This window comes from Candidatus Brevundimonas phytovorans (assembly GCA_029203145.1).
Classification (GTDB): domain Bacteria; phylum Pseudomonadota; class Alphaproteobacteria; order Caulobacterales; family Caulobacteraceae; genus Brevundimonas; species Brevundimonas phytovorans.
This window is the reverse complement of sequence record CP119309.1, coordinates 1,868,964-1,890,608: the sequence shown is the minus strand read 5'-3', so window position 1 is coordinate 1,890,608 and position 21,645 is coordinate 1,868,964. Positions and strand designations below refer to the sequence as shown.

At 65.3% G+C, this 21,645-nt stretch carries 20 protein-coding genes; 14 read left to right on the top strand and 6 right to left on the bottom strand.

All coding sequences use genetic code 11. The annotated features are described in order from the left end of the window. Nucleotides 1–2 precede the first annotated feature (2 nt). The 4 genes from P0Y52_09315 to P0Y52_09300 form a co-directional block, all read right to left on the bottom strand. The gene (locus P0Y52_09315) at nucleotides 3–1,454 is read right to left on the bottom strand and encodes an aldehyde dehydrogenase family protein (GenBank protein WEK56748.1); all 1,452 of its coding nucleotides are present in this window, start codon (nucleotides 1,452–1,454) and stop codon (nucleotides 3–5) included. Next, nucleotides 1,451–2,698: a CaiB/BaiF CoA-transferase family protein gene (locus P0Y52_09310; GenBank protein ID WEK56747.1), complete on the bottom strand. Its 1,248-nt coding sequence runs from the start codon at nucleotides 2,696–2,698 to the stop codon at nucleotides 1,451–1,453. The genes P0Y52_09315 and P0Y52_09310 overlap by 4 nt, the downstream gene beginning before the upstream one ends. Continuing rightward, nucleotides 2,695–3,858 carry an acyl-CoA/acyl-ACP dehydrogenase gene (locus P0Y52_09305; GenBank protein ID WEK56746.1) on the bottom strand — a complete coding sequence of 388 codons (1,164 nt, stop codon included), beginning with the start codon at nucleotides 3,856–3,858 and terminating at the stop codon, nucleotides 2,695–2,697. The genes P0Y52_09310 and P0Y52_09305 overlap by 4 nt, the downstream gene beginning before the upstream one ends. Nucleotides 3,859–3,967: 109 nt before the next feature. Next, the gene (locus P0Y52_09300) at nucleotides 3,968–4,651 is read right to left on the bottom strand and encodes a TetR/AcrR family transcriptional regulator (protein WEK56745.1); all 684 of its coding nucleotides are present in this window, start codon (nucleotides 4,649–4,651) and stop codon (nucleotides 3,968–3,970) included. Nucleotides 4,652–4,772: 121 nt separating this feature from the next. Between P0Y52_09300 and P0Y52_09295 the strand changes: the two genes are divergently transcribed. After that, entirely contained in the window at nucleotides 4,773–5,837 is a 1,065-nt protein-coding gene (locus P0Y52_09295; protein WEK56744.1) for a hypothetical protein, read from the top strand. A gap of 15 nt (nucleotides 5,838–5,852) precedes the next feature. On the opposite strand, the gene P0Y52_09290 is transcribed toward P0Y52_09295, so the two are convergent. Next, nucleotides 5,853–6,035, bottom strand: a complete 183-nt coding sequence (locus P0Y52_09290; GenBank protein ID WEK56743.1) for a hypothetical protein — start codon at nucleotides 6,033–6,035, stop codon at nucleotides 5,853–5,855. 164 nt (nucleotides 6,036–6,199) lie between these two features. Between P0Y52_09290 and P0Y52_09285 the strand changes: the two genes are divergently transcribed. From P0Y52_09285 to P0Y52_09260, 6 genes are all read left to right on the top strand, one after another. Beyond that, entirely contained in the window at nucleotides 6,200–7,888 is a 1,689-nt protein-coding gene (locus P0Y52_09285; GenBank protein WEK56742.1) for an FAD-dependent oxidoreductase, read from the top strand. Further along, nucleotides 7,888–8,823: an alpha/beta hydrolase gene (locus P0Y52_09280; GenBank protein WEK56741.1), complete on the top strand. Its 936-nt coding sequence runs from the start codon at nucleotides 7,888–7,890 to the stop codon at nucleotides 8,821–8,823. The genes P0Y52_09285 and P0Y52_09280 overlap by 1 nt, the downstream gene beginning before the upstream one ends. Nucleotides 8,824–8,849: 26 nt before the next feature. Then, nucleotides 8,850–9,701 carry an SDR family NAD(P)-dependent oxidoreductase gene (locus P0Y52_09275; GenBank protein WEK56740.1) on the top strand — a complete coding sequence of 284 codons (852 nt, stop codon included), beginning with the start codon at nucleotides 8,850–8,852 and terminating at the stop codon, nucleotides 9,699–9,701. After that, nucleotides 9,701–11,407, top strand: a complete 1,707-nt coding sequence (locus tag P0Y52_09270; GenBank protein WEK56739.1) for an FAD-binding protein — start codon at nucleotides 9,701–9,703, stop codon at nucleotides 11,405–11,407. The genes P0Y52_09275 and P0Y52_09270 overlap by 1 nt, the downstream gene beginning before the upstream one ends. A 63-nt stretch (nucleotides 11,408–11,470) precedes the next feature. Further along, nucleotides 11,471–11,953 carry an Lrp/AsnC family transcriptional regulator gene (locus P0Y52_09265; protein WEK56738.1) on the top strand — a complete coding sequence of 161 codons (483 nt, stop codon included), beginning with the start codon at nucleotides 11,471–11,473 and terminating at the stop codon, nucleotides 11,951–11,953. Next, nucleotides 11,950–12,435 carry an Lrp/AsnC family transcriptional regulator gene (locus tag P0Y52_09260; GenBank protein ID WEK56737.1) on the top strand — a complete coding sequence of 162 codons (486 nt, stop codon included), beginning with the start codon at nucleotides 11,950–11,952 and terminating at the stop codon, nucleotides 12,433–12,435. Before P0Y52_09265 ends, P0Y52_09260 begins: the two co-directional genes overlap by 4 nt. A gap of 4 nt (nucleotides 12,436–12,439) precedes the next feature. Here P0Y52_09260 and P0Y52_09255 read toward each other — a convergent pair whose 3' ends face one another. Beyond that, nucleotides 12,440–14,131, bottom strand: a complete 1,692-nt coding sequence (locus tag P0Y52_09255) for an FAD-dependent oxidoreductase (GenBank protein WEK56736.1) — start codon at nucleotides 14,129–14,131, stop codon at nucleotides 12,440–12,442. Between the two features lie 156 nt (nucleotides 14,132–14,287). On the opposite strand from P0Y52_09255, the gene P0Y52_09250 reads away from it, so the two are divergent. The 7 genes from P0Y52_09250 (at nucleotide 14,288) to P0Y52_09220 (ending at nucleotide 21,610) form a co-directional block, all read left to right on the top strand. Next, nucleotides 14,288–15,346, top strand: a complete 1,059-nt coding sequence (locus P0Y52_09250) for a Rieske 2Fe-2S domain-containing protein (protein WEK56735.1) — start codon at nucleotides 14,288–14,290, stop codon at nucleotides 15,344–15,346. Nucleotides 15,347–15,515: 169 nt separating this feature from the next. Continuing rightward, nucleotides 15,516–17,918, top strand: coding sequence for a TonB-dependent receptor (locus P0Y52_09245; GenBank protein WEK56734.1), 2,403 nt, complete (start codon nucleotides 15,516–15,518; stop codon nucleotides 17,916–17,918). Between the two features lie 89 nt (nucleotides 17,919–18,007). Beyond that, complete coding sequence (locus tag P0Y52_09240) at nucleotides 18,008–18,418, top strand: VOC family protein (GenBank protein WEK56733.1); 411 nt, start codon at nucleotides 18,008–18,010, stop codon at nucleotides 18,416–18,418. 11 nt (nucleotides 18,419–18,429) lie between these two features. Beyond that, nucleotides 18,430–19,185, top strand: a complete 756-nt coding sequence (locus tag P0Y52_09235) for an SDR family NAD(P)-dependent oxidoreductase (GenBank protein WEK56732.1) — start codon at nucleotides 18,430–18,432, stop codon at nucleotides 19,183–19,185. A gap of 40 nt (nucleotides 19,186–19,225) precedes the next feature. Then, the gene (locus tag P0Y52_09230; GenBank protein WEK56731.1) at nucleotides 19,226–19,540 is read left to right on the top strand and encodes a 2Fe-2S iron-sulfur cluster-binding protein; all 315 of its coding nucleotides are present in this window, start codon (nucleotides 19,226–19,228) and stop codon (nucleotides 19,538–19,540) included. A 77-nt stretch (nucleotides 19,541–19,617) separates the two neighbouring features. Then, nucleotides 19,618–20,037, top strand: coding sequence for a MerR family transcriptional regulator (locus P0Y52_09225; GenBank protein WEK56730.1), 420 nt, complete (start codon nucleotides 19,618–19,620; stop codon nucleotides 20,035–20,037). A 130-nt stretch (nucleotides 20,038–20,167) separates the two neighbouring features. Continuing rightward, nucleotides 20,168–21,610, top strand: coding sequence for an aldehyde dehydrogenase family protein (locus tag P0Y52_09220; protein WEK56729.1), 1,443 nt, complete (start codon nucleotides 20,168–20,170; stop codon nucleotides 21,608–21,610). Nucleotides 21,611–21,645 lie beyond the last annotated feature (35 nt).

Genomic DNA, 21,645 nt, shown 5'->3' with positions numbered 1-21,645 from the left:
GGTCAAACCTCCCCGTGGTTGGTGTAGGTGGTCTTCACCTCGGTGAAGAAGTCAGCCGCCGCCGTGCCCTGTTCGGCCCCGCCGTAGCCGGACGGCGCGCGGCCGCCGAACGGGACGTGATATTCGATGCCCGCGGTTGGGGCGTTGATCATCACCATGCCTGCCGGCGAGCGGCGGCGGAAACGTTCGGCGGCGCTCAGGTTGGTGGTGCAGATGCCTGAGGACAGGGCCAGTTCGCAGTCGCGCGCCGTGGCGATGGCCTCGTCCAGATCGCTGACCTTGATGACGCCCGCGACCGGCCCGAACACCTCCTCACGGTTCAGGAGCATGTCGTTGCGCGTGCCGATGAACAGGGTGGGGGCCAGGTAGTGGCCGCGATGGCCGGTATCGACCTCTGTGCCGCCGGCGACGAGTTCGCAGCCGTCGTCGAGGGCGGACTGGATGAACTCCTTGTCCTTGGCCAGTTGTCCGGCGTTGGCGACGGGGCCCATCTGCGACGCTGCGTCGAGGGCGTGGCCGACCTTCAGGGCCTTTACCCTGGCGGTCAGGCGTTCGACGAAGGCGTCATGTATGCCTTCGGTGACGATCAGACGCGACGACCCCGTGCACCGCTGGCCGGTTTGACCCCAGGTGCCCTGAAGCGCGACCTCCACCGCCAGGTCGAGGTCGGCGTCGTCGAGCACGACCAGAGGGTTCTTTCCGCCTAACTCCAACTGCACCTTGGTCATGGTCGGGGCGGCCTTTTCCAGCAGGTCGCGACCGGCGGCGGTCGATCCGGTGAAAGACAGGGCGTTCGCGCGGCTCAGCAGGCGAGGGACGAGATTGCGACCTGATCCGTTGATGAGGTTCAGCACGCCTTTCGGCAGGCCTGCCGTTTCAAGAGCCTGGGCGAGCAGGACGGCGACCCCGGGGGTGAAGTTGGACGGCTTCAGAATGCAGGTGTTTCCGAACGCCAGAGCCGCGGCGATCTTCCAGGCCGGGATGGCGAGGGGGAAGTTCCACGGGGTGACGATCAGGCAGACGCCGACGGGTTCGTAGTCGACCCGCACGCTGTGGCCCTGGCGAAGACTGGGCAGCGAGGCGCCCGGATGGCGCAGGGCTTCGCCGGCGAAGTAGTGGAAGACTTGAGCTGCGCGGATGGTCTCGCCCACCGCTTCCGCCAGGATCTTGCCCTCCTCCTCGGCGAGCAGGCGGCCGATGTCTTGGGCCTTGGCCAGCAGAATGTCGCCGGTCTTGCGCAAGATGTCCGAGCGGGTCTGGATATTGGACCGGCTCCAGCCGTCCAGCGCGCGGTGGGCGGCATCACCCGCTTCGTCGGCTATGGCAGGCGAGGCGGCGAAGTAGGTTCCGACCTGGCGATCGAGTTCCGACGGGCTGAAGGTGGCGAACTCGGTTCCGTCGTCGCGCCAGAGGCCGTCGATCAGGTTCAGGCCCTTGAAGGGAATTCCGGTCACTCTGCGGCTTCCTCGATAACGCCTCTCTGGGCGAATTCTGCAATTTCTTCGTGGGTCAGCCCGAGGCGTTCCGTCAGAACGGCGCGGGTGTCGGCGGCCCGAATCGGCGGCGGTCGGCGATAGGTCGCCGGGCTGCGTGACAGGCGCGCCGGGAAGGCGATGGTCTTCACCGCCTGGCCGTCTCGATCCATGGTCTGGATCAGGTCGTGCGCTGCGACCTGCGGGTCGGACAGGGCCTCGGGCACGGAGTTGACGGGGCCGCCCGGCAGATTGTTCGCCTTCATGGCCGCCAGAAGATCGGCGGCGGTCCAGCAGGCGATCGCCGGGCCGAACAGCTCTTGCAGGGCGCGCCGGTTGATGCTGCGGCCGCTGTTGTTGACGAAGCGCGGGTCGGTTCCGACCTCGGGCAGGCCGATCAGGGTGCAGAAGTCGCGGAACTGCCGGTCGGTGCCGATGGCGACCAGGACGTGGCCGTCCGAGGTGGCGAAGTCCTGATAGGGGACGACGTTGGGATGCTCGTTGCCGAGGCGGCCCGGCGTCATGCCGCCGTTGAGCCAGTTCGACGCCTGGTTGGCCAGGAGGCAGAGCTGGGTGTCCAGCAGGGCGCAATCGACATGCTGGCCTTCGCCGGTCCGGGCCCTGTGCTGGACCGCGGCGAGGACGGCGATGGCGGCGTAAAGGCCGGTGAAGAGATCGCTGACAGGCACGCCGACCTTGGTGGGCGCGCCGCCCTGATCGTCGGGAAAGCCCGTGACGCTCATCAGCCCGCTCATCCCCTGGACGAGGAAGTCGTAACCGCCGCGCTGGGCGTGGGGGCCGTCCTGCCCAAAGCCGGTGATCGAGCAGTAGATCAATCTGGGATTGATGGCGGAGAGGGCGGCGTAGTCGAGGCCATAGCGCTCAAGCGCGCCGACCTTGAAATTCTCGACCAGAATGTCGCTGTCGGCGGCCAGACGACGGACCAGGTCGGCGCCGTCCTTAGTGGACAGGTCGATCGCAATGGCGCGCTTGTTGCGGTTGGCCGCGAGGTAGTAGGCGGCGTCGCCCGAGCCGTCGTCCAGGAAGGGCGGGCCCCAGCGGCGCGTCTCGTCGCCGCCGCCGGGAAGCTCCACCTTGACCACGTCAGCGCCGAGATCGCCGAAGATCTGGGTGGTCCAGGGACCGGCCAGAACCTTCGAGAGGTCGAGGACCTTGAGGCCTTCGAGCGGGCCGACGGGCGCGGAGGCTGATGCGCCGCTGGTCATTTGGCGCGCTGGTTGAACCGGCGGCCTACCAGTGCCGAGGCGATATTGATCTTCTGGATGTCGATCGATCCGCCGGCGATGCCCCAACCCCAGGCGTCGCGGAAACGCTGCTCGGCCGGGTATTCCTTGGAGTAGCCGTAGCCGCCCATCAGTTGCATGGCCTTGCTGGTCACATCGCGGACCATTTCATTGGCGAAGCACTTGGCCATCGAGCTGTCGACCACGCTGGGGAAGCCCTGGCCCACGCCCGCGACGGCGCGGTGGATCAGCAGGCGCGAGGCCTCGACCTGCATGGCTATCTCGGCGATCTTCATCTGCACCGCCTGGAAGTCGACCAGGGGCTTGGAGAAGGCGTGGCGTTCCTGGACGTAGTCGAGGATGTCCTCGTAGGCGGCGGCGGCGATGGCCAGGGACATGGTGGCGTTGCCGCAACGCTCCAGACAGAAGGCGCCCATCAGGTCGGGGAAGCCGCCGGCGGGCGCGACGAGATTTTCGAGCGGGACCTCCACGTTGTCGAGGATGATGTCGGCGCTGTAGACGCCGCGGAAACCCATCAGCATTTCGCGCGAGCCGAACGACAGGCCAGGCGTGTCATGGTCGACATAGACCGCGCCGATACCCTTGGCGCCGGGGGCGTCGCTGAGCTTGCAATAGACGAGGTAGCCGTCGGAACGTCCGCCGCCGCTGGACCAGCGCTTGAGGCCGTTCAGGACGATCTTGTCGCCCTTGATCTCGCCACGGGCGGTCAGGTCGGTCAGGGCCGTGCCGGCGTCCGGTTCTGACATGGCGATGGCGACGACGTGTTCGCCGCGGCAGACAGCGGGCAGGATGCGCTGCTTCAGCACCTCTGAGCCCATATGCTCGATCACCTTGACCGGGCCGACGCTGCTTTCAAAGATCGGGAAGGCCATCCCGGTGTGAATCTTGCCGAACTCCTCCAGCACCAGAAGGGCTTCCAGGGCGCCGAGGCCGAGGCCGCCGTATTCCTGGGAGATGTTGATCCCCATGAAGCCCATCTCGCCGAGCTTCTTCTTCCAGTCCTTGGAGAGGGGCTCGTTGGTGCGTTCGACCTCAAGGCCGACCGAGGCCATTTCACCACGGGCGAAGGCTCTCGCCGCATCGCGCAGGGCAGTCTGATCTGCTGTGAGTTGGAAATCCATTCGCCAGTACCCTCGTAGTGTGTGGGGCAATGTTTAGTGCGAACGGCTGTATCCAGCCAAGAAAATAATCAATTTGCGTGAAAATTTGCGCTGTTAAAAACGCATATCGTCAATCTGGGGTGTCTTCGCTCTCTGTCAGCAGCGCTGCGGGCGTGTGGGCGATGAGGGCGTCTTCGCTCAAGCCGATGCCGCGACCGGCGAACCAGATCAGCTGGCGCAGGCGCTCGTCGTGTGAGCCGTCATAGCTACCGATGGGCTGGCCCGGGCCGGACGCCAGGGTGATCATCGAGCCGATGTGCTCGAGCAGCATGATCACATTGGAGGGGGAAATGGGCAGGCCGGTCAGGTCCCCGTCGGCGCGCGCCTGATCCAGGGCCGTCTGCAAGGGCTGCATGCCGAGGCGGACGGCGCGGCGGTAGGTCATGCGTGCGAAGTCGCCTTCGGCGGCCAGGTTGGCGAAGATGATCCTGATCCGCTCGGCATGGGTTGCTTGTCTGCCTTCCAGGCAGGCGCGAAAATAGGTCGTGAGCATGGCGGTCAGGCCCTGGGCGCCCGTGCCGGTCAGGCCCATGGCCTCGTAGGCCGCGTTCTGATCTTCGATCAGGTCTCGCAGAACCGCCTTGTAGAGGCCGAGCTTGCTGCCGAAGTGACGAAAGACGAGCGCCTCCGACACGCCGGCCTCGGCAGCCAGTTGCTGGGAGGAGGCGTTGAGACCGTGCCGGGCGTAGGCGCGCCGGGCCCCTGCGAGGATGTCGGTGCGCCGGTCGGCGGCTGAGAGGCGCGTGCGGGTCATGGCAAAGCTCTATCGTTTTGCAGCGCGGATCAGAAGCGCCTTGGAAGAATCCCGTTGCCGGAAGTCGAATAGGGCGCCTATATCGCAAGTAAGTAAACACTTACAAATAGGAGGAGTCGCCATGTCCAATGCTCGCAGTTCGCTGTTGAGACCCGTCGCCGAACCCGTCGTCCTTGAGAGCGTCTATACGGAGGACCAGCATCGACGGCTTCTGGATGTGGTGCGCCGTGAAGGGCCCTGGTCGCTGATTCTGGCGCAGCATTTCAAATCGGCGGAAGAAGTGATCGCCACCATGTCGGGGCAGATGCCGCCCGGCGTGACCCCGACGATGGACATGTTCCTGACGCCCTGTTTCCGCGGTCATTTCGCTGAAGGCGGGGTCTGCTTGCACGACGGCATCGAGGACGCCTTCTACAACACCACCTTCCTGAACCACGCCAAGGCCTACTGGGGCGCCCAGTACGCCCACCCGACCCTGATGCTGTTCAACATCCAGGGGCCCTGCCACTCTGAAGATCCGGGCCATCTGGACGGCGTGTCGTTCCGGGGTCTGTCCTATCAGGACACGCCCGTCTGGCTGCTCAACATCATGGGCAAGTCCGGGCTGTTCACGGACTATGTGCGCAAGATGGCTCAGGTCATCACCTGGTACTATCGCGGCTCGGACGGGGGCGGCTTCACCTACTGGCCTGAAGGGCCGGCCGCTCAACCGAAGCGTCTGGCTGCGCCCATGTGGGGCAAGGGCGTCGTGGTCCAGAATGAGATGATGTACCACCGTGGCGAGGCCAACGGCCCTGCGTCTCTCCGCCGCCCCGAGGGACTGGCCCTGAACTCACTGTTCGGCGCCGATCCGGACGTGGCTGACGGCTGGCAGGTCACGACGGACGGCCAGGTGATCCAGAAGGTGTCAGCTGAAGAAATGCGGTTCCTGGTTCACTGGAACGGCGAGGTCTTCATGGACATCCAGGACATGCGTCGGACCCTGCAGCACACGGCGGATCTGACCAAGGATCAGGTGTTCGACACCTTCCTGAAGGATCTGCGCAGTCGCGGGGTGCAGGTGGAGACGCCGTCTGATCCTCTGCATGATCAGGCCTTTATCGGCACGCTCGTAGCTCACTACGACATTGGCGTGCCGCACACCTATCCCGCCGAAGCGCCCGGGCCGAGGCAGTTGGCCGCCTGACCATGGGATGGTCGTCTACCGGGCCTGTCTGACCTGGTAGACGACGCCTTCCACCGATGAAGCGAAGGGCGCTGAAGCGTAGCGGTGAGCCTGATGTTCCGCGATGACGTTCATCGAGCCCCATAGAGCGACGGTGAGCAGGAGCAGGCCAAGGCCGTAAATGGCGCCGCACGCGAACCGGTTTGCGTCGTTCGTCATGATCATTTCCTCCGTGGCCCTCTTGATGGGGCCATTCAGAGAGTGATCAGCAGTATGCGTTTTTTGTAAATATTAATTCGTCTGATTATGCGATTTTTATAGCGATAAATCCCATGGATGCGTAATCCTAGGGGTGTGTCTTTGTTTGGCTTGCGGGGGTGGTTGTGGAGCAATGCGACGTTCTGGTGGTCGGCAGCGGAGCAGGGGCGCTTTCCGCCGCGGTCCGCGCCATGGACCACGGACTGACGGTCGTCCTGATTGAGAAGGCGTCGGAGTGGGGCGGAACTTCGGCCCTTTCGGGCGGGGCCCTGTGGTTGCCGGCCAACGGCCAGATTGAGGGCGATGAGGCTCAGGTCGCCGCCTCCTACATGCGAGCCTGCATCGGAGAGGCAGCGTCCGAAGACCGCTTGAGCGCCTATGTCGAGCGCGTCCCGGCGACGCTGGATTTTCTGTCAAGCGTCGGAATCAAGCTGCAGGCCAATACTGAGTATCCCGACTATCGTCAGGATCATGCGGGGGCGACGCCGGGCGGGCGCACCATGGACCCGCAGCCGTTCGACGGCGGACTTCTGGGCGAGCATTTCCACACCCTGCGCGACCAGCTGCCCTTCATGAAGGTGTTCGGCCGCATTTCGTTGTCCAATCCCGAAGGCCGCATGCTGTCCCGACGGCGAAAGGGCTGGGTCGGTCTGCTGTTGCGCATGACATGCGCCTACTGGCTGGATATCCCCTGGCGCCTGAAGACGAAGCGCGGGCGCCGTTTGACCATGGGCTCATCCCTGGTGGCGCCCCTGGGAAAGGCCTTCCTGGATCGTCAGGGACGCATTCGCCTCAATCATCGTCTCACCTCACTGATGCGGGCGGAGAGCGGCCGGCTCGTGGCGGAGGTCTCTACGCCGGATGGCGTCCGCCAGATCGACGCTGGCGCGGTCATTCTGGGAGCCGGGGGCTTTGAACATTCGGCGGAACTGCGCGCCGCCTACCTGCCGCCAGCGGCTGGGGTCGACCACAGCGCTTCACCGCCTGGACAGAACACCGGCGATGCCCTGACGGCGGCTGTGGCGCTCGGCGCCGGAACCGAGAATCTGGGCAACGCCTGGTGGGCGCCGTCCATGCGGGGCCCCATGGGGGACCGCGAGGACGCCGTCTATGTGCTGTTCATGGAGCGAGCCTTCCCCGGCGGACTGATCCTCAACAAAGAGGGGCGTCGCTTCGCTAACGAGGCCAAGTCCTACAACGACTTCGGCCTGGACATGATTGCGGACCAGCAGAAGACCGGCGGATCGTCGGACGTCTGGATGATCTTCGACGCGGATTTCCGCGACCGATACATGGTGGGCCCGCTGATGGCGGGCAGCATCACGCCGGACGCGCGTCTGCCGAAGCATTGGCTGGGGCGGGTCTATCATCGCGCTCCGACCCTCGAGGCGCTGGCCCAAGAGATAGGCTTGCCCGCCGCTGCGGTGGTGGAGAGCATATCGCGCTTCAACGCCGATGCGCAGCGGGGCGAAGACCCTGAATTCGGGCGAGGCGGCAATGTCTATGATCGCTATTTCGGCGACGAAGCCTTCCCCAATCCGAACGTGGCGCCCGTGGCGCAGGCGCCCTTCTACGCTGTTCGCATTGTCCTGGGGGACCTGGGCACCAATGGCGGACTGAAGACGGATGCGGACGGCGCCGTCCTTGCGGCTGACGGCGGACGCATTCCCGGCCTCTTCGCGGTCGGCAATACGGCCGCCTCCGTCATGGGGGCCTCCTATCCCGGGGCCGGCGGCACGCTGGGGCCTGCGGTCTCCTTCGGCCTCGCTGCTGCGGACGCGGCCGCCGCCGCCACCAATCACAGGAGCATTTGATGTCGTCCCAGATGGACCCGCAACTCGCCGCCATCCTGCAGCATGCGCCGCCCTATCCGGGCGCGCGCGCCATCCCGCTGGAGGAACTGCGCGCCTATATCCGCCAGACGGCCGTCGACGCGCCCCGGTATCCGGCCCCGCTCGCCGAGGTGGGCGACATCCGCATTCTCGGTCCCGTCAGCGGGCAGCTCACGCTGCGTCACTATCGTCCGGTCGGTCAGGGGCCCTGGCCCGTGACCCTGTTCTTCCACGGCGGGGGCTTCGTAATGGGGGATCTGAATAGCCAGGACATGATCTGCCGCGCCCTGGCCGCAGCCGCGGAGACGATCGTCCTCTCGGTCGACTATCGTCTGGCGCCGGAACACCCCTATCCTGCGGCGGCCGAGGACGCCTTCACCGCCCTGCGCTGGGCGCAGGAGAACGCGGCTCTGATCGGAGGCGACGCCTCGCGTCTGGCGGTGGCAGGCGACAGCGCCGGCGGCGTTCTGGCGGCTGTCACTGCGGTCAGGGCCCGGAGGGCGGGCATCCCCCTGAAAGCTCAGGTCCTGTTCTACGGGGCAGGCGGATATCCGTTCGACAAGACACCCTCATGGGCGGAGTTCAAGAACGGCGCCCTGCTGAACGCCGACGACATCGACTACTTCTGGGAGCTCTACCTCGGCGATGTCGAGGCCAGGGGCCGCGAGCCGGATGCAGGGCCGCGTTACGCCGACCTGACAGGGGTGGCGCCGGCCTACGCGCTCTCCGCCGAACTGGATCCGACCCGGGACGATTGTGAGGATTTCGCCGATCGCATTCGCGCGGCGGGGGGAGAGGCGGTCACGGACCGGGCGCCCGGCATGATCCACGGCTTCCTGTCCTTTTTGGGCGCTGTCGACGAGGCTGAACGCGCCATCGAACGTACCGCCGCTTGGCTGAAACAGCGCTGGGTCTGAACCAGCGCGCTTGGGAGGGAATACGCATGAGCAATGATCGCAAGGCCTTTGAAGGCGGCGTGGCCGTGATCACCGGCGCCGGCGCCGGTCTGGGCGAGGGGCTGGCCCGTCGCGCGGCGACGCTCGGCATGGCCGTGGTGGTCGCTGACATTGACGAGGCGCGAGCGCTGGCCGTAGCAGCCGACATCACGGCGGCCGGCGGCGCAGCATCGGCCGTCAAGGTCGATGTGTCGCGTCCCGAGGAACTCGATCGTTTGGCCGACTGGGTCTACGCTCGCCACGACGAGGTCCGGCTGCTGATCAACAACGCCGGCGTGGAAACCATCGGCAATAGCTGGGAGCTGTCAACCGAGTTGTGGGAGCGCACCCTGGACATCAACATCCATGGGGTCATCCACGGCGTTCGCGCCTTTACGCCGCGCATGCTGGCCTCGCCGAACAAGTCCTATATCGCCAACCTGGCGTCCGTGGGCGCCTTTGGGCAGATGCCTCTGCAAACGGCCTATATCGTCACCAAACACGCGGTCCAGGCCTTCACGGAATGCCTTTACCTGGAGTTGCAGCTCAAGGGCGCGCAGATTCAGGTCAGCTCCATCATCCCGGGCATGGTGAAGACCCGCATCTTCAACGACGCCCGACCGGCCGCCGATCCGCAGGCGGCCCGTCACCAGGAGGTCATGCGCCAATCCATGGACGCCTACGGGATGGATCTGGGCGAAGCCTGCCAGGTCATCCTTGAGCAGGTCGCCGATGGCGCTTTCTGGGTTTCCACCCAGCCGGACATGACCCAGAGCATCGCGGGCAATCGCGCCCGTTTCCTGACTGAGCGGGAGGCGCCGGCATTGACGGCTGAAACTCGCGCCCTGCTGGACGCCTGATGACGGAGCCGTGGGAGGAAGCCTGGTGGCCGGGCGATATTCGCCAGCCGGCGCGATTGGACGAGGCTTCGGAGGCAGGCTGGAGCCACGAGACGGACGTGGTGGTCGTGGGGTTTGGCGGGGCCGGCGTCTGCGCTGCGCTTGAGGCCCGCCAGGGCGGATGCGAGGTTCTCGCGCTCGACCGATTCGAGGGGGGCGGGGCGACCCGTATCAACGGCGGCGTCTATTATGCCGGCGGCGGCACCGCGACGCAGGTCGAAGCGGGGGTCGAGGACACGGCCGACAACATGTTCGACTATCTGCGCCAGGAGGTTCAGGGCGTCGTGAGCGACGAGACCCTGGCCCGCTTCTGCCGCGAGAGCATCGCCGACCACGCCTGGCTGGCGGCGCAAGGCGTGTGCTTTAATGCCCGTCTCTATGAGAAGAAGACCTCCTATCCGCCGACGGACTACTATCTCTATCACTCCGACAGTTCCCTGGCGCAGTCCTACGCGGCGAAGGCCCGTCCTGCGGCGCGGGGACACCGCGTCTACATGCCGGCGGAAAACAAGGCTGACGGCTACGGCAAGGGCTTCTTCGATCCCTTGCGGAACGCGGCCCTTCGCTCCGGCGTCAAAGTCCTGACCCAGACGACGGTCGAGGCCTTGATCCTGGACGATCATGGGCGGGTGGCGGGGCTGGAGGCGCGGCAAGCGCTGACCGATGCGCCCTCGGCCCGTCAACGATTGAAGCTGATTTCGAGCATCAAGGGCCTGACTTCCGTGCCGCCGGTCATGCCCGGCGCCGCCTGGATGGCGCGCAAGGCCGACAAGCTGCGCCTGAAGTTGCGGCGCATCGATGAAGCCGAGGGGCGGATTCTGAGGATTCGCGCGCGCAGCGGCGTGGTCATCGCGGCCGGCGGTCACGTTTTCAATCGTGAGATGATCCGCGCCTTCTCGCCGGACTACGCCAAGGGCCTGCCCTTGGGGACGCCGGGTGATGACGGCTCGGGCGTTGCGCTCGGTCTGACGGCGGGCGGCGCCATGACCGGCATGGAGCGCATCAGCGCCTGGCGCTTCATCAACCCGCCCTTCTCGTGGGCGAGAGCGCCCATGGTGAATTCCACCGGCGCCCGCTTTATCGACGAGACCCTATATGGGGCCGCCGTGGGCAAGGCCATGTGCGACGGTCGGGACGGCAAGGCCTGGGTCATCCTGGACCGGCCGCTTATGATCGCTGCGCGGCGGGAGGCGAGCGCCGTCGGCGTCTTGCCCTTCCAGAAATGGCCGGCCCTGGCGGCGATGCGACTGGGTCGAAAGAAGGCGCAGAGCCTTGAGGGTCTTGCCCGACAGTGCGGCTTCGATGCGACGGTCTTCAAGCAGGCCATCGCCCAGCACAACGAGGTCGCCGAGGGGCGGCAGGCCGATCCTTTTGACAAACGATCTTCGGATGCCGCCGCCCTGACTTCCGGCCCTTTCTACGCCGTGGACGTCTCCATCGATGCGGCCTTCTTCCCCCTGCCGACGCTGACGCTGGGCGGCCTGAAGGTGGACGAGGCGACGGGTCAGGTGCTGAGGTCGGACGGCACGGGCGTTGCTGGGCTTTACGCCGCCGGACGCTCCGCCCTCGGGATCTGCTCCAACCTCTACGTGAGCGGCCTGTCAGTGGCGGATTGCGTCTTCTCGGGTCGGAGAGCTGCGAAATCCCTCACATCCGACGCGGGTTGATCGCCAATTTCGCAGAGGCAGGCTATGAAGACGATCAAATCATCAGCCAGTCGGCGGAGCAGAATGAAGATCAGGGAAGGTGCGGTGTCCGCCATTCCGGCGCTGGACGACGTCGACAACGGCATTGTCGATATATTGCGCGACAATGGCCGGGCCACCAACCTGGAGATCGCCGATCGCCTCGGCATCACCCCGGCGACGGTGTCTACGCGTATCCGCAGGCTGGAAGACAGCAAGGCCATGCGCGTCGTGGCCGTGTCCGACTTCGCCGCCCATGGCTATGACATCCTGATCGCGGTCGGCATCAAGGTGCGCGGCCGGGACGTCGAGGCGGTCGCCGCCGACCTGGCCCTGCTGCCTGAAGTCTTTTCGATCAATCTGATGAATGGCCGCTACGACCTGGAACTGCTGGTCGCGCTGCGCGAGTTCGATGAAATCGGCGTCTTCCTCACCGACCATGTGGCCCGGATCGAAGGCGTGAGCGACCTCGCGCCGGGTATTGCGGCCGACATTGTGAAATTCGAGTTCAGCGTGGCGCCCCTATGAGCAAGGCTGGTCTGGACGAGCTTGATCACCGCATCATCGAGGTGTTCAGCCGCGATGCGCGGGTCTCGAATCGGCAGGTCGCCGGGGAGCTGGGCGTCACCGAGGGCACCATCCGTACACGGCTGCGCCGCCTTCAGGCTGACGGCATGGTGCAGTTCACGGTGGTCACCGACTTCCGCATGGCCGGGTCGCCCAACCTCGTGATGATGGGAATCCATGCAGAGCCGTCGCGCGTGCCCCAGCTGTCGGCCCAGCTGTCGGCCCTGCCCGAGATCGGCGGCGTGGTCGTCATGCTGGGGCGCTACAGCCTGCTGGCGACGGGCCTTTTCACCTCGGTGGAGGCGGTGGACCGCCTCGTCCGTCACGAGATCCGCCCGTTGCCGGGGGTTCGAGACGTCGAGACGTCCTGGTCCATCCAGACCTTCAAGTATGATGCCCGCCTGGCGCGGATAACCCGTCCCGTAAACAGTGGGGCCGCCTGACGCCTCAGTCGGGTGAACGGCCCGTCGCATGGCTCGCCGCCGTATAGGCGAAGGTCAAGGCGGGGCCCAGGGTCGATCCGGCGCCGGGATAGGCGCCGCCCATGACCGAGGCGGCGCAGTTGCCGACGGCGTAGAGGCCTTCGATCACTTGGCCCTCAGGCGTCAAAGCGCGGCCTAGGCCGTCCGTCGAGACGCCGCCGCAGGTGCCGATGTCGCCCGGATAGATGGGGATGGCGTAGTAGGGCGGTCGATCGATCGCGGCGAGGGTCGGATTCGGGCTGATCCTCTGGTCTCCGTACATGCGGTCGTAGGCGCTTTCGCCCCGGGCGAAATCCGGGTCCTGGCCGTCCCGGGCGCGCGGATTGAAGCGTTCGAGCGTGGCCTTGAGCACATGGGGATCGGCGCCGATCTTCCTGGCCAGACCTTCGGCGTCGTCCGCCTTGCGGATCATTTTCCGAACAGAGGGTCGGTGAAGGCTGTCCGGGATCAGCGGCAGCAGAGGGCCCATCGGATAGAGGCGGCGATAGCGGCTGTCGAAGATCATCCAGAACGACGAGGCGCCGGTCTTTTCCATGTGCGTCGCCATAGCCTGTCCGGCCAGATGGTATGACATCGCCTCGTTCATGAAGCGCCGTCCGCTCTGGTCCACCATGATGCAGCCGGGCAGGGCGCGTTCGATCGTGCAGAGGCGCGCGCGGCTCTCGCCGGGAACCCGGAAGACAGGCGCCCACCAGGCCGCGCCCAGCCCGGTGAGTGCAGCGCCCACAGCCTCGGCGGCGAGGATGGCGTCGCCCGTATTATTGATCTGGGAGCCGGAGTGGGTCGGGTCGGGGATGGTCGGCAGGTGACGCGCCCTCAGGTCGGCGTTTCGTTCGTAGCCTCCGGCGGCCAAGATGACGCGGGACGTGGCGATGGTCACGATCTTGCCATCGCGGCGGACGCGCGCGCCGGTCACCTGTCCATCCTCGACGATCAGCGACGACAGGGCCGTGCCGCTCTGAATGCGGACTCCGGCCGCCTCGGTCGCCATCAACAGCCCCCCGGTGAGAGCGTTTCCGAGCGTCAGGTAGCGGTCGCGCGAGGTGGTGAGACGGTAGGGCAGATCAAGGGCGTAGCGCGAGGCCATGCCCGCCAGAGTGCGCATCCAGCCCTTGGGCCGATAGAGCAGGGCGTAGGTCTCGGCAAAGGTCCAGTTGATCACCCCGCCGAGGCTTGCGGCGGGCGAGGCGCGGCGCAGCCTTCGCATGTCTTTTTTCAAGGCGCGGGCGTCGATGGGCTCGGGCAGGTGGGTCCGCCAGCCGGTTTTCCCGCCCTCCAGCTCGGGATGGTAGTCGGGGTAGGGCAGAGGTGCATAGCGCAGTGCCGTGCGCTCGCTCAGCCAGTCCAACATCCGGGGCGCGTGGCGCAGGAAGGACCGAATGTTCGCATTGGGCGACCAGTCCGCGGCCAGGGCGCGCATATAGCCGAAGGCCTGATCCTCGTCGTCCGTATGGTTCTCGATCGCGGAGGCCATGCGGCTGCAGGGGATCCAGATCCCGCCCCCGGACGTGGCCGAAGTGCCGCCGATTTCGTCGGACTTTTCGATGATCAGCACCGAGGCGCCCGTCTCGGCGGCGCGCAGGGCGGCGACCAGCCCGGCGGCGCCTGAGCCTACGACCAGCACCTGCGTTTCCAAACCCTTGGTTGCTGTATGCATCCCTTACCCCGCGCCCTGTCGAAATTGCATTTATGCGTTTTTATGTATGCTAACAGCTACGCAATCAAAGATTTTGTCTAGGGTGCTAACGGCGCTTTGCGAAGTCGATTTCCTATGTTAGCGTTTACTTACTAACGGCCGAATGGGGAGGATGTCATGGCTCGCACACAGGATTACGGCCTTGGACCGCACACCTTTCCGAGGGGGTGGTTCGTCGTCGCCGAGGCCGTAGAAGTCACGTCTACCCCGTTGGCGGTCCGCTATTTCGGGCAGGAGCTCGTGCTCTATCGGGGTGAGAGCGGTGCGGCCTACATGGTCGATGCCTTCTGCCCGCACATGGGCACCCACCTGGCGCGCAACACCAGTTCCTACGTCGTGCAGGACCGCATCCACGTCGAGGGCGACAATATTCGCTGCCCCTATCACGCCTGGCGGTTCGGGCCGGACGGCAAGTGCAATGAAATCCCCTACGCCAAGGGTCCGATCCCCGCAGCGGCCAAGATCCGCACCTGGCGCGTAGAGGAGAAATACGGTTGCATCTTTGTCTGGCATGACCCGGAGGGCGGCGAGCCCGACTTCGATCTCCCCGTCATCGCCGAATGGGACAACCCGGCCTATGTGAAGTGGGATCTGGACCGTCTGGGCGAGTTGCCGTGTCACCCCAAGGAGGTGGTGGACAACATCGCCGACGTGGCCCACCTCGGCCCCACCCACGGCGGGCCCAGCGAGTATTTCCACAACGAAATCGACGGCGTCGTCGTTCGTCAGCGTCAGGGCGCCCAGCACCGCAGTCTGGCGGTCGGCGAGATGCTGGAAACCGACACCTTCTACACGGGGCCTGGCGTCCTGCTGTCCTATTTCAACGGCGGGGGATCGATCATGTTCATCGCCCACACCCCCGTCGATGATGGTCTGATCAAGGCCTGGCACGGCCTTCTTCTCCATTCTGGCAAGGCCGCGGCGGAGCCGGCGGACAAGGCGACGCAGCAGGCCTATCAGGCCGGAAGTCTGGCGGCCTTTGCGCAGGATTTCGACATCTGGCGCAACAAGGCGCCCTGCATCACGCCAATGGCCGTGCCGGGCGACGGCCCCTACGGCAAGGTCAAGGTCTGGTACCAGCAGTTCTACAATCCGCGAGATCAGGCAGCTAATTTCCAAGCTAGGGCTAATGGTTTTTATGAAATCAGAGGTTTGCCTCCACGCAGGGTGAATTAGTTCTGATTTTCTCTCTGAATATTGAAATGAATCATTTCAATAAAGAGATGTTAATCTAAGTTTTTCTGTGGCGTACCGAATTCTGAACTTAAAATTAATTGAACAATCAAAACAAATAGAGTCCAGAGGCAGCGATAAGCGCCCGTTTGACTCAGGGGAAGGAAATATAATGATCAAGTCGAGTAGCCTGATCGCGGCCCTGCTTTGCAGTGCAGCAGGCGTGGCCCTGGCGACAGGGGCCGAGGCGCAGACAGCGCAAGAGCCGACCTCCACCGTCTCCGACGTCGTGGTCACCGCGACCCGCAACGCCCGCCTGCTGAAGGATGTGCCCCTCGCCGTGGATGTGGCGACCGGCGAACAACTCGAACAACTGAGCATTCTTGACGCCAAGGATGTGCAGCAACTCGCACCCGGTCTGACCATGACCAACAAGGACGGGCGCTCGAACACCGCCACCCTGCGCGGCATCGCCTACGACCCTGACTCGGGCACTGCGCCCTCCGTAGACATCTATTTCAACGAAAATCCCGTTGATCCGCAGCTGATCATGTCCGCCATCTACGACATCGGCCAGATTGAAATCCTGCGCGGTCCTCAGGGGGTTCTCCGGGGTCGGACGGCGCCGGGCGGCGCCATCACCATGGTCTCGCGCCAGCCCAGCCTTGATGGGCTCGAAGGCTATGTTCAGGCCACGGCGACAGATCAGGATGCAACCAACTTCCAGGGCGGTGTCTCTGTTCCCCTTGTGACGGACCGCCTGGGCGTTCGCCTGGCCTTCCTGGACGACCGCAATCCAGTCAACGGCGTGCACAATGTGATCCGCAACGACGATTCCGAGGGTCATACGCAGAGCTTCAGGCTGTCCTTGCTGGCCAAGCCGACCGACGCCGTGACCGTCAATCTGGCCTATCAGCGGCTGGAATCCGAAGATCGTCAGTATCCCCAGGTGATCGGAACCGGAGCCGTTCTGCCCGAGGGGCCGCTCCCAGACATTACCTTTGTTCCCAATGGCCCAGCCGCCGGTCCCGCCGATCGGATTTCAGTCACGGACGGACCGGCGACGTTTGATCGCGAGTACGACCTGCTGACCTTCGGCGCGGACTGGACGATCGGTTCGGGCTCGCTGTCCCTCAACGCGTCCAAGATGAAGGGCAACCTGGATCAGCGGCTGGACTACGACATAGGCAACGCTGTCCCGAACTACGACGAGTATCAGGAACTCGTCATCCCCTATGACAACACCTACCTCGAGCTGCGCTATGCCTCGGACCTGGCGGGACCGCTCAACTTCCAGGTCGGCGCCAACTTTCAGGAGACTTTGTCGACGCCTGTGACCGTGCATCAGCGCACCGACACCCTGCTGAGCGGCCTGCCCGCATTCATGATGGGTCTGCCGGCGGAATTGGGCGTCATCTCAACCTTCCCGCTCTACACGATCAGTCCCGTCATCGTGGACATCTCCTCACCGACTGAGACGCGCAGCACTTCGGCCTTCGCCAGCGTCACCTATGACCTGTCGGATCGGCTGCAGTTCAATGGCGGGCTGCGTTACACGCGCTACAAGTCCTATCAGCAGAGCTTCCTGACGGTGGACGCCGGCGGCGCGGTGGTGCTGGACGGCTATCCGACCCTGCCGGAGGATAAGGCGCGCCGCACGGTGGAGGCGGTCACGGGCGGCGCGAGCCTGGTCTACAAGTTCACCGACGCGATCAGCGCCTACGGCAGCTACGGCCGGTCCTTCCGGGCGGGTTCCGCGGCTGTGGGCAATACGGCGCCGCTGGACGACAACCTGGTCATCACCGACGACGAAATCTCGGACGCCTTCGAGATCGGTCTGAAGGGCAATATGTTTGACCGACGCATGAGCTTCACAGTCAACGCCTTCTACCAGACCTTCGACAACTACATCGCCCGTACCCCTGAGATGATCCGGATGGCCAGCGGACGAAACGGCATCATCGATTCCGTACTCAAGGTGAACTACAACGCCGACGCTATCGTGAAGGGTATTGAGGCGACGGTCTGGGGCAAGCCCTCGTCGTCATGGGACATCTCGGCTTCGGCCAGCTATACCGACGCGCAGTTCGATGGCGGGGCACGCCCCTGCAACCAGGTCAATGGCGCGGGCGACATCTTCGTCCCGATTGGTCAGCAGGCCTCCTTCTGTGATGCAACGGGCAAGATGGGGGACCAATCCCCGTTCCAGCTGTCGGCGAATTCCGAGTACCGCCTCGCTCCGATGGGTTCGCTGGAGCCCTTCATCCGGGGGCTGGTGACCTACAGCCCGGGCTTCGATTCCGATCTGATCGACTATGAGTACGACGCCTTGGCGTTGGTGAATCTCTATCTGGGCGTTCGCTCGGAACAGGGGTGGGAGCTGTCGATCTTCGCCAAAAACCTGTTTGACGAAACCGCCGTGCGATCCGCTGCGGACGGCAACTATCTGAAGCAGACCAGCGTCCTCAACCCTGACTTCACCCTCTCGCCCGGTCCTTCGCTGAATTCCGGCTACCGTCAGGTGTCCGTGAATACGCCCCGTGAAATCGGCGTCTCCCTCCGCGTCAGTTTCTAGGGCAATCGCCGCCGATAGGCGGCCTCCCTCGACTTCCGCACGGCGCATGGCGCCGGGCGGTCTTTTCCAAGAATTCAGGGTTCGTCAGCATGATTATCGGCAATGGTTATTCATTCAACTTCAGCAAGTTGATCGTTGCGGATTTGGACCGGTCTGCGACCTTCTATAGTCGGGTCTTCCGTCTTGAAGAGCTGGCGCGCGTAGAGGACGCCATTGCCGGGCGGACTATTCGCGAAGTGATGTACAAGCCCACCCATGAGGGCGGCGCCACCTTTGTGCTGCTGGCCTTTGACGACGCACCCACGCCCGCCGGCGGTGAAATGATCGTCGGCTTCACGGTGGCCGACCTTGACGCCGTCGTTGCGGAGGCCGTGGCGGCCGGCGGTTCGCTCGCCGATCCCATCCGCGACATGCCGGAGATGGGCATTCGCGTCGGCTTCATCCGGGATCCGGAAGGCCATCTTCTCGAGATCGTCCAGTTCTTGTCACCCGCAGCCTGATCGGGATCGTCATGTCCGATTGCAAACGTTTTACGGGCCGTCGACTGGTGGTGACGGGCGCCGCCTCGGGGATCGGGCGGGCCACGGTGCTGCGGCTGGTGCAGGAGGGGGCGACGGTGGTCGCCGTCGATCTGTCCGAGCCGGGGCTCAAGGAGACGGCGGCCCAGGCCGGCGGCGGCGTGACCTGTCATGTGCTGTCGGTGGCGGACGAAGCCGCCGTCACAGCCCTGTTCCGCACGGTCGCCGAGGAAGGGCCGTTGCACGGCCTGATCAATCTGGCGGGCGTGCTGAAGGCGAGCCATACGACCGAGACCACCGTCGAGGCGTTCCGCGCCATGTTGGACGTCAACCTGGTCGGCGCCTTCATCTGCTGCCGGGAAGCTCTGCCCCTGCTTGAGAAGACGGGCGGCGCGATCGTCAATGCCGCGTCGACGGCCAGCTTCTTCGGCCACGCCTATATGGCGGCCTATGCCGCCTCCAAGGGGGGCGTCGCGGCTATGACGCGCACCCTAGCCTGGGAATATATCAAGCGCGGCGTGCGGGTGAACGCAGTGGCGCCCGGCGGAATCGCCACGCCGATGACCGAGCAGATCCAGAGCGGCTTCCCGGAAGGCGTGGACATGTCGCTCTACATGCACCTGGCCCGGCCCGACTTCCAGGTGGGCGAACCGGCGCAGGTCGCCGCCGTGATCGCCATGCTGGCGTCCGACGATTCCGCCTTCATGAGCGGTGAAATCGTGCGGGTTGACGGCGGCGTCCACGCCTGACGTCCGCCGTCGCGCGCCTAGACCTGAGTGAAGAGTTGATATGCCGAAAGTGATTTTCATCCAGTCCGACGGAAGCCGGCAGAGCGTTCAGGCCCGGCCTGGCTCCAGCCTGATGTCGGCGGCGGTCGGCGCGGCGGTGCCCGGGATCGACGCCGAATGCGGCGGGTCCATGTCGTGCGGCACCTGTCACGTCCACGTAGATCAGATCTGGCGCGACAGCGTTGGCTCGGCCAGCGAGGATGAGACGGCTCTTCTGGAGTTTGTCGAGGGCTACGTCCCGGCCTCGTCCCGCCTGTCCTGCCAGATCGTCGTCACCGAGGATCTGGACGGCTTGATCCTCAATCTCTCGACGTGACTGCGATGGGGCAGACGTCTCGCGCCAGCCGAACCGCCCATCGCGATCCTGTCGCGAGTGAGGCGGAGGCAAGAGTGATGCGTCTTCCTGACCGATCCAGGCAGCCCTCCGCTTGCGTCGCCGACCTGGACATCTTGCCGGTCGCGTCGATCTCGGACCTGTCTCGCGCGACGGGCGCCAGTCAGCGCGCATTGCGCTTCTATGAGGCCCTTGGCCTGCTGCAACCGACGCGAACCAGCCGGCTCAAGCGCCTCTATTCCCCGATGCAGTGCACCTTGGCGCAGGAAATCGTGCTGTTGCGCTCCCTTGATATTTCGCTCGACCATATCCGTCGTCTGATTGATAGGCAGCGGCCCGCCGCCGAACGCGAGGACGAGGTGAGGCGAACGGTGGACCGCATCGCCGCTGGTTTCGAGTTCAGGGCGCGGACCGCGCGTGAAGCGCTCGCACGCCTGGAGACGCCGACCCTTCCATCCGTGGGCGCCGACCGGCGCTGACGCAGCGCGATATTGCCGATGCCGAACGGCAAGGCATGGGCTGACACGCCCGCTTGCTCTGCTAATGATCTCCTCGAAAGCGGGGCAGGCCGGTCCGTCGCCGTGCTGCCTCTCTGTGAAAGGATTTCCCATGACCGACGCGCTTCAACTCACGCACTGGATTGGCGGCGAGAAGGTCGGCGGGGATCTGTCGGGCGAGAGCCTGAATCCGTCTGACACGCGCGAGGTCGTGGCGCGCACGCCGAAGGGCGGGGCCGCCGAGGTGGATCAGGCGGTGCAGGCCGCGCGCGCCGCCTTCCCGGCCTGGGCCGACGCCTCGCCGGAGGTGCGCTTCGATGTGCTCGACCGGGCCGGGGCGCTGCTGATGGAGCGCCGCGAGGTCGTCGGCCGCCTGCTGTCGCGCGAGGAGGGCAAGACCCTGGCGGAAGGCGTTGGCGAGACGATGCGCGCGGCCCGCATCCTGAAGTATTTCGCGGGCGAGGCCCTGCGGCTTCACGGCCAGAACCTGGCCTCGACCCGTCCGGGCGTGGAAATCCAGACCTATCGCCAGCCGGTCGGCGTCTTCGGCCTGATCACGCCGTGGAACTTCCCCATCGCCATTCCGGCGTGGAAAATCGCCCCGGCCATCGCCTTCGGCAACACGGTCGTCCTCAAGCCCGCCGGGCCGACGCCCGCCACCGCTGAGGCTCTGATCGCCATCCTGCATGAGGCGGGTCTGCCCAGGGGCGTGGTCAACATGGTCATCGGCGACGGCGACGTGGGCCGCGCCATCGTCGCCCATCCCGGTGTGGACGGCGTCAGCTTCACCGGCTCGCAGGGCGTTGGCGCGGGCGTGGCCGAGGGGGCGATGAAGCGTCAGGCGCGCGTGCAGCTGGAGATGGGCGGCAAGAACCCGCTGATTGTTCTGGACGACGCTGATCTGGAGCGGGCGGTCGCCATCGCCCTCGACGGCAGCTTCTTCGCCACCGGCCAGCGCTGCACGGCGTCGAGCCGCCTGATCGTGCAGGACGGGATCCACGACCGCTTCGTGGCCCTTCTGGCCGAAAAGGTGGCGGCCTTGCGGGTCGGCGACGCGCTGGACCCCAACACCCAGATGGGCCCGGCGGTGACCGAGGCCCAGCGCGAGGTCTCCTACAGCTACATCGACATCGCCAGGGAAGGCGGCGGCCGGATCGTCACCGGGGGCGAGCGGCTGACGCTCGACAAGCCCGGCTGGTACGTCCAGCCCACCCTGATCGCCGACACCCTGCCGGACGCGCGCATCAACACCGAGGAGGTCTTCGGCCCGGTCGCCTCGACCATCCGCGTGGCCAGCTACGAAGAGGCTCTGGCCGTGGCCAACGGCGTCGAGTTCGGCCTGTCGGCGGGCATCGTCACCCAGTCGCTGAAACACGCCCGCGACTTCCAGCGCAACGCCAAGGCCGGCATGACCATGGTCAACCTGGCCACCGCCGGGGTCGACTATCACGTGCCCTTCGGCGGCACGAAGAAGTCCAGCTATGGCCCGCGCGAGCAGGGCTTCGCGGCCGCGGATTTCTACACCCAGACCAAGACCAGCTACTCGGCGAGCTGAGGGGCGGGCCTAGGCTTCACCCTTGCGGCGCGGCG

Bases quoted from the DNA above. Each gene is read 5' to 3' on its own strand.
- P0Y52_09310 (WEK56747.1), bottom strand. From the start codon at position 2,698: ATGACCAGCGGCGCATCAGCCTCCGCGCCCGTCGGCCCGCTCGAAGGC.
- P0Y52_09305 (WEK56746.1), bottom strand. From the start codon at position 3,858: ATGGATTTCCAACTCACAGCAGATCAGACTGCCCTGCGCGATGCGGCG.
- P0Y52_09300 (WEK56745.1), bottom strand. From the start codon at position 4,651: ATGACCCGCACGCGCCTCTCAGCCGCCGACCGGCGCACCGACATCCTC.
- P0Y52_09295 (WEK56744.1), top strand. From the start codon at position 4,773: ATGTCCAATGCTCGCAGTTCGCTGTTGAGACCCGTCGCCGAACCCGTC.
- P0Y52_09290 (WEK56743.1), bottom strand. From the start codon at position 6,035: ATGACGAACGACGCAAACCGGTTCGCGTGCGGCGCCATTTACGGCCTT.
- P0Y52_09280 (WEK56741.1), top strand. From the start codon at position 7,888: ATGTCGTCCCAGATGGACCCGCAACTCGCCGCCATCCTGCAGCATGCG.
- P0Y52_09275 (WEK56740.1), top strand. From the start codon at position 8,850: ATGAGCAATGATCGCAAGGCCTTTGAAGGCGGCGTGGCCGTGATCACC.
- P0Y52_09270 (WEK56739.1), top strand. From the start codon at position 9,701: ATGACGGAGCCGTGGGAGGAAGCCTGGTGGCCGGGCGATATTCGCCAG.
- P0Y52_09265 (WEK56738.1), top strand. From the start codon at position 11,471: ATGAAGATCAGGGAAGGTGCGGTGTCCGCCATTCCGGCGCTGGACGAC.
- P0Y52_09260 (WEK56737.1), top strand. From the start codon at position 11,950: ATGAGCAAGGCTGGTCTGGACGAGCTTGATCACCGCATCATCGAGGTG.
- P0Y52_09255 (WEK56736.1), bottom strand. From the start codon at position 14,131: ATGCATACAGCAACCAAGGGTTTGGAAACGCAGGTGCTGGTCGTAGGC.
- P0Y52_09250 (WEK56735.1), top strand. From the start codon at position 14,288: ATGGCTCGCACACAGGATTACGGCCTTGGACCGCACACCTTTCCGAGG.
- P0Y52_09245 (WEK56734.1), top strand. From the start codon at position 15,516: ATGATCAAGTCGAGTAGCCTGATCGCGGCCCTGCTTTGCAGTGCAGCA.
- P0Y52_09240 (WEK56733.1), top strand. From the start codon at position 18,008: ATGATTATCGGCAATGGTTATTCATTCAACTTCAGCAAGTTGATCGTT.
- P0Y52_09235 (WEK56732.1), top strand. From the start codon at position 18,430: ATGTCCGATTGCAAACGTTTTACGGGCCGTCGACTGGTGGTGACGGGC.
- P0Y52_09230 (WEK56731.1), top strand. From the start codon at position 19,226: ATGCCGAAAGTGATTTTCATCCAGTCCGACGGAAGCCGGCAGAGCGTT.
- P0Y52_09225 (WEK56730.1), top strand. From the start codon at position 19,618: ATGCGTCTTCCTGACCGATCCAGGCAGCCCTCCGCTTGCGTCGCCGAC.
- P0Y52_09220 (WEK56729.1), top strand. From the start codon at position 20,168: ATGACCGACGCGCTTCAACTCACGCACTGGATTGGCGGCGAGAAGGTC.